The sequence below is a fragment of the Paraburkholderia sediminicola genome, from assembly GCF_046026855.1.
Lineage (GTDB): Bacteria > Pseudomonadota > Gammaproteobacteria > Burkholderiales > Burkholderiaceae > Paraburkholderia > Paraburkholderia sediminicola_A.
This window is the reverse complement of the sequence record NZ_JAQQET010000036.1, coordinates 31,704-43,079: the sequence shown is the minus strand read 5'-3', so window position 1 is coordinate 43,079 and position 11,376 is coordinate 31,704. Positions and strand designations below refer to the sequence as shown.

The following is an 11,376-nucleotide window of genomic DNA, read 5'->3' as shown; positions in this document are numbered from 1 at the left end:
TTATGACCCAACCGACTCCGCAGATGCAGGCCATCTCGCTCCGTTACGCCGCGCTGCCGCCCGAGCGGCGCGCCGCTTTCCGGCGACGTGTGGCCGCACAGCACATCGATCCGGCGGCGTTGCCGATCGTGCCCATCGCGCAAAGTGCCGCGTCCGGCGACGATGCGCCGCTGTCGTTCGAACAGGAGCACCTGTGGTTCCTGTGGAAACTGCAACCGGACAACCCGGCATATCACATGCCGGGCGCGATCGAACTCGACGGCGAACTCGACGCCGCAGCGCTCGATCACGCGCTAGCCAGCGTCGCGCAGCAACATCAGAGTCTGTGCACGCGCTTCTTCCAGCGCGCAGATGGCGAACTGCGACAGACGGCGGAAGGCGCGCCACGGCCCGCTTGTCGCCTGCATGATCTGCGCGGCACCGACCCCGCCGCGCTCGATGCAACACTCGATGCCGCGCTGCGCCGAGCAACCGTCGAACCGTTCGACCTCGAAGCCGGTCCGCCGCTGCGAGCCGACCTGTTCCGCATCGGCCCCACGCGTTACGTCCTGCTGCTGACCCTGCATCACATCGTCACCGACGGGCATTCGATGACCGTGTTGATCCGCGCATTGGCACACGCCTATCGGCAGGCATCGAGCGAAGGGCTAGCGCCAACCGCCGCGCCCACGCTGCAATTTCGCGACTGCGCCGCATGGCAACGCGAATGGCTCGACGGCGACGCGCTGCAAACGCACATCGACTACTGGCGCGCGCAACTCGGCATGCACACGCCGCCTTCCCCGTTACCGTTCGACCGCCCGCGCGCGCATCAGCCGAGCGAGGCGGGCGGCCGTGTACGGCGCGAGATCGACGCGGCGCTGCTAGCAGGCTTGCAGACACAAGCGGCCGCGCAAGGCGTGACGCTTTTCATGGCGCTGCTGGCAGCCTTCGGCACGCTGTTGTACCGGTATAGCAGCGAGAGCGATCTGCGCATCGGTGTGCCGTCGAGCGGACGCGACAGTGTCGAAACCGAAAACCTGATCGGCTTTTTCGTCAACACACTGGTAGTACGCCAGCAGTTGGCGGGCAACCTGCCCTTCGGCTCGCTGCTCGCGCAGACGCGTCAGACCTTGCTCGACGCCCAGGCGCATCGCGCTCTGCCGTTCGCGCGCCTGGTCCGGTCGCTGCAGACTTCGCACAACGACGACACTCCGCTCTTTCACGCGATGTTCAGCATGCAGCGCAGCGATCGCGCGGCATTGTTGTCGCTGCCGGGTTTGAGCATCACGACGCGCGAAATCGAAACCGGCGCCGCGCAATTCGACCTGTCGTTCAACGTCGTCGAACACGATCACGGCGCGCGGCTGAACATCGTCTATGCGTCCGACCGCTTCGACGCCGCGACAATCGAACGCCTCGCCGACCACTATGTCGAACTGCTCGGGCAACTGGCATGCGACACGAGTCTTTGCATCGCCGACCTGTGCCTAAGCGACACTGCGCAGACGTCACTACCCACGCCGGCGACAGAAACCACGCAGCAAGCTCACGCCCCGCGCGATGTCTTGCAGCGAATCGCCGACCACGTGCGCTCACGGCCCGATGCAGAGGCCGTGACTGGCGAGACCGGCGCCTTGACTTACCGCGAACTCGATAGCTGGTCGAACCGGATTGGCCGGTGCATCGCCGAACGAACCGGCACGACGCTCGCGCCCGATGTCCGCATCGGCCTCTGCACGGGCCGCTCGCTTGCGCTCGTCGCAGGCGCGCTGGGTATTCTCAAAGCCGGTGCGGCCTATGTGCCGCTCGATCCGCGCTATCCGCCCGAACGCCTGCACGACACGCTGCTCGATGCGAACGTACGCTGCATCGTCGCGGATGCCGAGGGCGTCGTGTCGCTCGGCGCATGGGCTGCGGAGCACGGCGTGGCGATCGTCGACGCGGCGGCGTTACAAGGCCTCGAAGCCACCGACGCGGGGGCCCTGCCACTGCAAGCGGCGCCGCATCCCGAACAACTCGCCTATGTGATCTATACGTCCGGATCGACCGGGCGGCCAAAAGGCGTCGGCGTCACGCACGTGAATCTGGCGCGCCTGTTCGACAGCACGGCTGCGCTGTTCGATTTCGGCTCCGACGACGTCTGGACGCTATTCCATTCGCACGCATTCGACTTCTCGGTGTGGGAACTGTTCGGCGCGCTGGTGCATGGCGGCAGGCTCGTCGTCGTACCGTACTGGACAACGCGCGAACCGGCTGCGCTGCAGCGCCTGCTGTGTGAACAACGCGTGACGGTGTTGAACCAGACGCCGTCCGCTTTCGATGCCTTGATGCAGGCCGACCTCGCAGCCTCCGAATCCTTCGCAAATGTGCGCGTGATCGTATTCGGCGGCGAACGGCTCGAACCCGCGGCGCTCGCCGCATGGCATCGCGCGCGCGGCGCGCATGCGCCGGCGCTCGTCAACATGTACGGCATTACCGAAACGACCGTGCACGTCACGCATCGTGTATTGCGCGATAGCGATATTCACGGCACGACGCAGGCGCTTTTGAGCCCCATCGGCAGCGCGCTCGACGATCTGCAATTGCATCTGCTCGATGCCGACCTGAACCCGGTGCCGCCAGGCGCGAAGGGCGAACTGTATGTCGGCGGCGCCGGCCTCGCGCGTGGCTATGCGAATCGTCCCGCGCTGACAGCCGAGCGTTTCGTTCCCAATCCGTTCGGCCTGCCCGGCACGCGTTTGTATCGATCCGGCGACGTTGCGCGGCGACTGCCGGACGGCGACCTCGCCTATCTCAGCCGCAACGATGCGCAAGTGAAGTTGCGCGGGTTTCGTATCGAACCCGGCGAAGTGCGCGCGGCGTTGCTGAGCCATCCGGATATCGCGTCAGCTGAAGTGATCGCGCGCCAGCATCCGCAACTCGGAGCGCAGTTGATCGCGTATCTGGTCGCACGCCGCAGTGCGGATACGCTGCGTCAGTCCGCGCGCGACCATGCCGTCGCACATTTGCCCGCGCATCTGGTGCCGTCGGCCTACGTCGTGCTCGACGCGCTGCCGCTCACGATCAACGGCAAACTCGATCGCCACGCGTTGCCCGCACCGGACGACGCGGCATTCGGCGCCAACCGTGCGATTGACGGTGCGAACGCCGACGCGTCATTGCCATCGCTATCGCCGGCCGGCCAACGCCTCGCCGACCTTTGGCGCGAGGTGCTCGGTGTCGCCCATGTCGATGCCGATGACGATTTCTTTGCCCGCGGGGGTCATTCGTTGCTGGCGGTCAAGCTTGCGGCACGAATCGAACAGGCCTTCGACGTGCAACTGCCCTTGCGCATCTTCTTCGATCATCCGCGGCTCGGCACGCTCGCGGCTCAACTGGAAGCGGCGATTGCCAGCGGGCATCCTGACGGGCAGCCGCTGCGACAACCGCTCGTGCGGCGTCCGGCTGCGCAGACCTGCGTGCCGCTTTCGCATGCCCAGGAACGACTCTGGTTCCTCTGGCAATTTGATCCACAGGACACCGCCTACAACATCACGTGTGCGGTGAATCTGCACGGGGCGCTCGACGCCATCGCGTTGCATGGCGCCTTCGACGCGCTGTCGCTGCGGCACGAGGCATTGCGCACGTCGTTCGGCGAAGAGGATGGTGTCGGCTATCAGGAGGTTCATGCCGCGCCGCGCTACACATGGACGGCGCACGATCTGCGTGCGCGTGCGCCGGACACACGCGAGTCCGGTGTCGCGTCGTTACTGAGCGATGCCGCGCGTTCGCCGTTCGATCTGACTGGCGATCCGCTGCTGCGCGTCACGCTGATTCACATCGACGCCGAGCACCATGTGCTGCATCTCGCCCTGCATCACATCATCGCTGACGGCGAGTCGGTCGATCTGCTGATCGACGAACTGATCACGCTGTATCGCGCGGCGCTGGAACACGCCGACACCGACGCCGTGCTGCCCGAACTGGGCGTGCAATACGGCGATTACGCGCGCTGGCAACGACTGCATGCCGACGACACAGCGCTCGCGCGCCAGCTCGGCTACTGGCGCGACTTGCTCGGCGAAACCGATCCCGTACTTGAACTGCCCCTCCAACAGCCGCGCTCGGCACAACGGCGGCGAGGACTCGGCCGCGCCGTCCGCACACTCGACACCGCGCGGATGCAGGCGCTGCGTCATCTCGCCGATTCGCAGCTGGCCAGCCTCTTTATCGTGATGCTCGCGGCACTCGACGTCCTGTTGCAACGCTATGGCGGACAGAACGAGATCCGCGTCGGCGTGCCGGTCACGGGCCGCACGCAAGTCGAGACTGGACGGATGATCGGTTGCTTCGTGAACACACTGGTGATGACGGCGGACGTCAGCCGCGCGGACACGTTCGCCGCGCTGATCGCGCACGTCCGGCAGCGCTCGCTCGACGCGCATGCACACGCGGACCTGCCGTTTGCGCGGCTCGTCGAAGCGTTGCAGCCGAACCGTGAACGCAACACAACGCCGCTGTTTCAGGTGATGTTCAACTATCAGCAGGCGGCAGCGCCGACGCAAGCGCTGCCCGGCTTGCGGATCGAGGCGCGCGATGCGCAAGCGGATGCGGTGCAGTTCGATCTGAAACTCGACGTCACCGGCGCGGCGGATCATGTGCGTCTGCACTTCGATTTCGCCGACGACATTTTCGCGACGTCGACGATCGAACGGATGGCGGACCACTTCGTCGAACTGGTCGATCAGGTGATTGCGCAGCCTGAGATCGAATTGCGTTCGTTGAGCTTGAGTTCGTCGAAACGCGACGCGATGCCGCTGGCGGGTCATGTTTTTGTGCCGGTGGTCCAGCGTATTGTGCAGGCCGGTGCACTACGGCCCGATGCCGTTGCGCTCACCGGTGAGCATGAAAGTCTCACGTATCGCGAACTGCTTCACTGGGCTTCGGCCATCGCCCAGCGTCTCGTGAATAACGGCGTGCGGCGCGATGCCTGCGTGGCCGTCTGCGTCGCGCGTGGGCCCGCGCTGCTCGCCACGATGCTCGGCGTGTGGCAGGCCGGCGCAGCCTATCTGCCCGTCGATCCGTCATATCCGGCCGAACGCATCGCCGCGATGCTCGATGACGCGCAGGTGCTGCATGTGGTGGCCGATGCCGATCCAGGTGCGGTTGCCGGTGCCGGTGTGGTTGCCGATCAGCACAGGCGTGCGGCATTTGCCGGGCGTGAGGTGGTGGACGTGGCCGCAGTGCGGAGCGACGCGGCTTCCGCTTCTGTTTCTGCTTTCCGCTCTGCTTCGACTGTCTCTGCGGCTCCGGCTCCGACTTCCCGCTCCCATTCCGATCGCAGCGCGCAACCGCTCCCCCCCATCCACCCCGACCAGCTCGCCTACGTCATCTACACCTCCGGCTCCACCGGCAAGCCCAAAGGCGTCGGCGTCACCCACGGTGCGCTCGACCGTCTCGTCGCCAGTATCGATCTGCGACCCGGCCTGCGCGATGGCGACCTCTGGCTCAGCGAATCGGCGCCCGTGTTCGACATCTCGCTGCTCGAGTTCTGTCTGCCGCTCGTGCGTGGCGTGCCGCTCGAACTCGTCTCCTCGCACACCGCCCGTGACGGCATCGCACTCGCCGCGCGCCTCGAGGCCAGCCGCGCCACCGTATTCCAGGCCACCCCCAGCGGCTGGCGCATGCTGCTCGAAGCCGGCTGGCGGGCCGATCTGTCCGTGCCGCACCGTCCGCTGCTCGGTCTGAGCGGCGGCGAACCGCTGCACCCTGATCTCGCCGCTGCGCTGATCGCGCGTGGCGTGGCCTTGTGGAATCTGTACGGCCCGACCGAGACCACGATCTATTCGGCCGGCGCCCAGGTCTTCACCGCTCAGCCCATCACCCACGGCGATCCGTTGCCCGAAACGGTGCTGCGCGTGATCGACCCGCACGGACTCGCCGTACCTGACGGCGGACTCGGCGAGCTGTGCATCGGCGGCAGCAATCTCGCGCGCGGCTATCTGCGCCGTCCGGGCCTCACCGCCGAGCGCTTCGTGCCCGATCCAGACGGCCCGCCCGGGGCACGCCTCTACCGCACTGGTGACCTCTGCCGGCTGCGCGACGACGGCCGTCCCGAACCGCTCGGCCGGCTCGACCAGCAGGTCAAGCTGCGCGGTTACCGGATCGAGCCTGGCGAGATCGAAGCCGCGCTCTGTGCATGCGACGGTGTGAAAAACGCCGCTGTTGCAATCCGGGGCGAAGGCGCGCAGCAGCGTCTGGTCGGCTACATCACCGGCGAAGCGGATACCAGCACGCTAAGAACCCAGCTCGCCCGTTCGTTGCCGGCGCACATGCTGCCCTCGGCGATCGTCACGCTCGCTGCGCTGCCTCTCACGCCCAGCGGCAAGCTCGACCGGCGTGCGCTGCCTGAACCCGTATGGCAGGACGACGACACGCCGGTGGTCGCGCCTCGCTCGCCGCGCGAGGCAACCCTGCTCGAGATCTGGCAGAGCGTGCTCGGCCATCCCGTGGCCAGCGTCACCGTCAACTTCTTCGAGGCCGGCGGCGATTCGATCCTGAGCCTACAACTGATTTCGCGCGTACGCAGCGCCGGCTGGCATCTCACGCCTAAACAGATTTTCGAGCATCCGACCATCGCGCAACAGGCCCAGCTCATGACCGCCTGCGCTGATGAGACGAGCCGCGCCGCCGAGCGCCACGACGCGCTGCCATTGACGCCGATTCAGGCAGCGTTCTTCGCAAAGCGTCCGGATGGCGAGTCGCACTGGAATCAGTCCGTGCTGCTCGACGCCGCCGAGGCGCTCGACCCCGACCGCCTCAGCGATGCGCTCACCGCGCTGGTCCAGCGCCACGATGCGCTCCGACTGCGCTTTACACGCGACGGCGACGCCCAAGCCTGGCAACAGCGTGTGGTCGCTCGCGAGGACGCTGCACTGCTGCGCCACATCGCACTCGATCCCGCCGACTGGGACAACGCTTTGGCGCAGCAAGGCACGGCGATCCAGCAAAGTCTCGACATCGAGCACGGTCCGCTGTTGCGCGCAGGCTATTTCGAAGCGGGCTCAAGTCGCCGTCTGCTGATCGCGATTCATCACCTCGCCGTCGACGGCGTGTCGTGGCGTGTTCTGCTCGATGACCTGCAGGCGCTCTACGCCGACCAACCGTTGCCCTCCCTCACGACGCCCTGGAGCGCGTGGGTCGACGCCCAGGCGAACGGTCCCGCACCGGCCGCCGCAGAACTCGACTATTGGGCGCACACGCTCACGACTGAGCAACGTGCGTTGCCGGATGGCCTCGTCCGCGAGCGCGCCCCGGACATGATCGATCGCAGTCTCGCCGCGAGCCGCACGGTCAGCATCGAACTCGATGCAAACAGCACGCGCCGTCTGTTGCAACACACGTCGCACGCATACCGCACCCGTCCTGACGATCTGCTGCTTGCGGCGCTCGCGCAAACGCTCGGCGCGTCGTCGAACAATGACACGCCGGTGTTGATCGATCTCGAAGCACACGGCCGCAGCACGTCGTTCGACACAGTCGATCTCGACCGAACGGTAGGCTGGTTCACGGTTCAATATCCGTTCGCCTTGCCGCGCGCACAGACGCCGGCGGCGACACTGATCGCGGTAAAAGAAACGTTACGCGCCGTGCCGGAGCAAGGGCTCAATTTCGGCCGTCTGCGCGAGGCCGGCAGAAACGGCACGCTCGACGGCACGGCCGGCGCCGAGTGCCAGGCGGCACTCGTGGCCTGGCCAGGCGCTCAGGTTCGCTTCAACTATCTCGGCCAGTTCGATCAGGCGCTCGCCGGCAGTCACGCGACGAATTCACAGGATGGCGCCCCACGTCTGCACTTTTCTCACGACTCTGCCGGTGCGCCGCTCGCGGGCGCCGACACGATGGACCACCTGCTGGACATCACCGCGCTGGTGGTGGACGGCGTGCTCGATCTTCACTGGCGCTTCAGCCCTGACGTGCTGGACGCGGCCGCAGTCGAACGCCTCGCCGCACGCACCGCGCAGACGCTGCGCGAACTCATCGCACATTGCGTCGATTCACCGGCCGGCGCCACCGCCGCTGACTTCCCGCTCGCGCGTATCGGCCAGCGCACGCTGGAGGCGATGCGGCTGCCGCTCAGCGACATCGAAGACATCTATCCGGCGACGCCGCTGCAGCAAGGCCTACTGTTTCATAGCCTGCTGACGGCCGGCGCGGGCATGTATCTGAACCAGTTGCGGCTGACGCTCGACGGCGCACTCGATCCACGCGCGTTACTCGCTGCGTGGCAGGACATGCTCGACCAGCACCCGGTGCTGCGAACGCATTTCGAACTCGGCCAGGAAAGCGGCCCGCTTCAGGTGGTGCATCGACATGCCGACGTGCCGTTCACGACGCATGACTGGCGCGCCCACGCTGCGGATTACGGTACGCGCCTCGCGCAATGGCTCGCCGCCGACCTACGCAGTGACTTCGATCCGGGCCGCGCGCCGTTGATGCGCGTCGCGCTGTTTGCACGGCCCGACGCTGCGCACGATCTGGTGTGGACCAGCCACCACGCATTGCTCGACGGCTGGAGCAGCGCGCAGTTGCTCAACGCGCTGTCGCAAACTTATCGAGCCCGCACGCAGCGCGGCGCAAGCGCAACGCGGCTCGCGACCAGCGCTTCCACCGCGCCGGTTGCGCCTGTTGCCCCCTATCGCGACTATGTCCGCTGGCTCGCGCACGACACCGCCACCCGCGATCATGCCGACTGGTGGCGCACCCTGGCGAGCCACGCCGACGACGCGGCCTTGCTCGCGCCCAGCCTCGGGCGTCCGCAACAGCGCGAGCCAGGCTCACATGACTGGTCGACGCGCCTCGCCGACAGCCTGCGCATCCGACTGCTGCAAGCTGCGCAGCACGCCCAGGTGACCTTGAACACGCTGATGCAAGGCGCGTGGGCGATCCTGCTCGCACGCTACGGCGGCCGTCATCGCGCCGCCTTCGGCGTGACCGTGTCCGGCCGTCCGGCTGACCTGCCCGGTGTCGAGCAGATGATGGGGCTGTTCATCAACAGCGTGCCGCTGTGGGTCGACGCCCCCGCCGACGCGCCGATCACCGACTGGCTGCGCGAGCTGCATGCGCTGAACCATGCCTTGCGCGAGCACGAGCACACGCCGATCACGCGCATCCAGCAATGGACCGGCCGCAGTGGCGACAACCTGTTCGACACGCTGTTCGTATTCGAAAACTATCCACTCGATCGCGCGCTTGAAGCGGACGGCGACGGCCTGACGATTCGCGCCCTGCAGAGCGCCGACCGCACGCATTACCCGCTGACGCTCGCCGTGCTGCCACGCGAGCGGCTCGATCTGCAATGGGCGTGGGACGGTGAGCGTTTCGACCGCTCGACGATCGAACGGCTCGCCGTGGACTACGAGCGGATCCTGACGCAACTGACCGCCGCCGTCGTGGGTCCTGACAATGCGCACGACCCGGCGCATGGCCGTCGCACCGCACGACTCGGCGACATCGCGCTGTCCGGCGAGACGCTCGACTCGCAGCCGCAACGCCGTTACGACTTCGAACCTGTCATGCCGCGCTTCAGCGCACGCGCCGCCCGCCAGCCGGACGCCATCGCGCTCGCGTGCCGCGGCGCCACGTTGAGCTACCGCCAGCTCGACGACTGGAGCAACCGCATCGGCGCGCGGCTCAAGCACGCCGGCCTGCGCGGCGATCAGCGCGTCGGCGTGTGCGTGACGCGCGGCGTCGGTCTGCCGGCTGCGCTGTTCGGCATCTGGAAGGCCGGTGGTGCGTACGTGCCGCTCGATCCGACCTACCCGCGCGAGCGTCTGGCCGGCATGCTCGATGATGCCGACGTGCGCCACGTAGTTGCCGACGCCGCCTGCATCGCACAATTGGGCGCGCTGTTCGCCGGACGCGAGGTGATCCGCATCGATGCCGCCGACGCTGCCGAAGCGGACCACACCGTCACGAGTGGAGAATACACGGCGCCGGCCGGCTGGCATCAGCCGATCAAGCCGGAGCAACTCGCCTATGTGATCTACACCTCCGGATCGACCGGCAAGCCCAAGGGCGTCGCGCTCAGTCACCGTGCATTGAGCCTGCATCTGGCGGACTTCCAGTCCGTCTACAGGATCGGCGCCGGCGACGTTGTGCTGCAATCGTCGACGATCAATTTCGACGTCGCGTTGCACGAGCTGCTGCCCGCGCTGCTGCAAGGCGGTCGTGTCGAAATGCGCGGCCCTGACGCGTGGGACATCGATACGCTGAACGCGACGCTCGTCGACGCCGGTGTCACGTTCGCGCGCATTCCCACCTCGTTGTGGCAGCAATGGCAGCGCGCGGCACCGCCCGCCGCAGCGTTGCGGGCCTTGCGGCAGATCACCGTCGGCGGTGAGGCGCTGGCCGGCGATACGCTCGCCCGCTGGCGCGCCGGCCCGCTCGGGGCGATTAGCGTCGACAACCTCTACGGTCCGACGGAGACCGCGGTCGCGGCGCTCTATCACCGCACCGGCGCCGCCGACGAGGCGCACGTGATCGTGCCGATCGGACGTCCCTATCCGGGGCGCGGCGTCGCACTGTTCGATGACGACGGGTTGCGGGTTCCGCACGGCGGCATCGGCGAACTGTGCATCAGCGGCGACTGTCTCGCGCGCGGTTACTTGGGGCGGCCAGGTCTGACGGCCACGCAGTTCGTGCCCGATCCGGACGGCTCGCCCGGCGCGCGTCTGTACCGAACCGGCGACCTGTGCCGCTTCGGCGCGGACAGCACGGTGCAGTTTCTCGGCCGGATCGACCAGCAGATCAAGCTGCGCGGCCAGCGTATCGAACCCGGTGAGATCGAAGCCGCGCTGCGCAGTTGCGTGGGCGTCACGCAGGCACTCGTCGCGCTGCATGGCGAAGGCGAGCATCAGCGCCTGATCGCCTATGTGGTTGGCGCGGTCGAAACCGAGTCGCTCACCCAGGCGCTGAGCGCACGCTTGCCCGAAGCGTGGATGCCGGGCGCCTTCGTCATGCTCGAGCGCTTGCCGATGCTGCCCAACGGCAAGCTCGACCTCCGCGCGTTGCCGCCGCCCGCGCCGCCGGCCGACGCGCCCGCGATCGCGCCGCGCAATCCGGTCGAGCAGACGATCGCCGAGATCTGGCAGGACGTGCTCGGCGTGCCGACGGTATTCGTGCACGACAACTTCTATGCCCTCGGCGGCCATTCGCTGCTCGCGGTACAGATCGCCGCGCGGCTCACGCGCGCCTTGCAGCAAACCGTGCCGCTCGCCGCCGTGCTCGCGCAAGCCACCGTCGCGCGGCTCGCGGAGTCGCTGCGCGAGGCGTCCGATGGAGAAGCGCAAACCCAGGTGGCGCAAGCCGCCCAACGCGACACGATGAAACAGCTGCTGGCCGAACTGGATTGAGACC

The 11,376-nt window shown here is 67.3% G+C and carries 1 protein-coding gene; it reads left to right on the top strand.

Features of this window, described 5'->3' with window-relative positions; translation table 11 throughout:
• Positions 1-2 precede the first annotated feature (2 nt).
• Entirely contained in the window at positions 3-11,372 is an 11,370-nt protein-coding gene (locus PQR40_RS31220) for a non-ribosomal peptide synthetase (protein ID WP_408510572.1), read from the top strand.
• Positions 11,373-11,376: the final 4 nt, after the last annotated feature.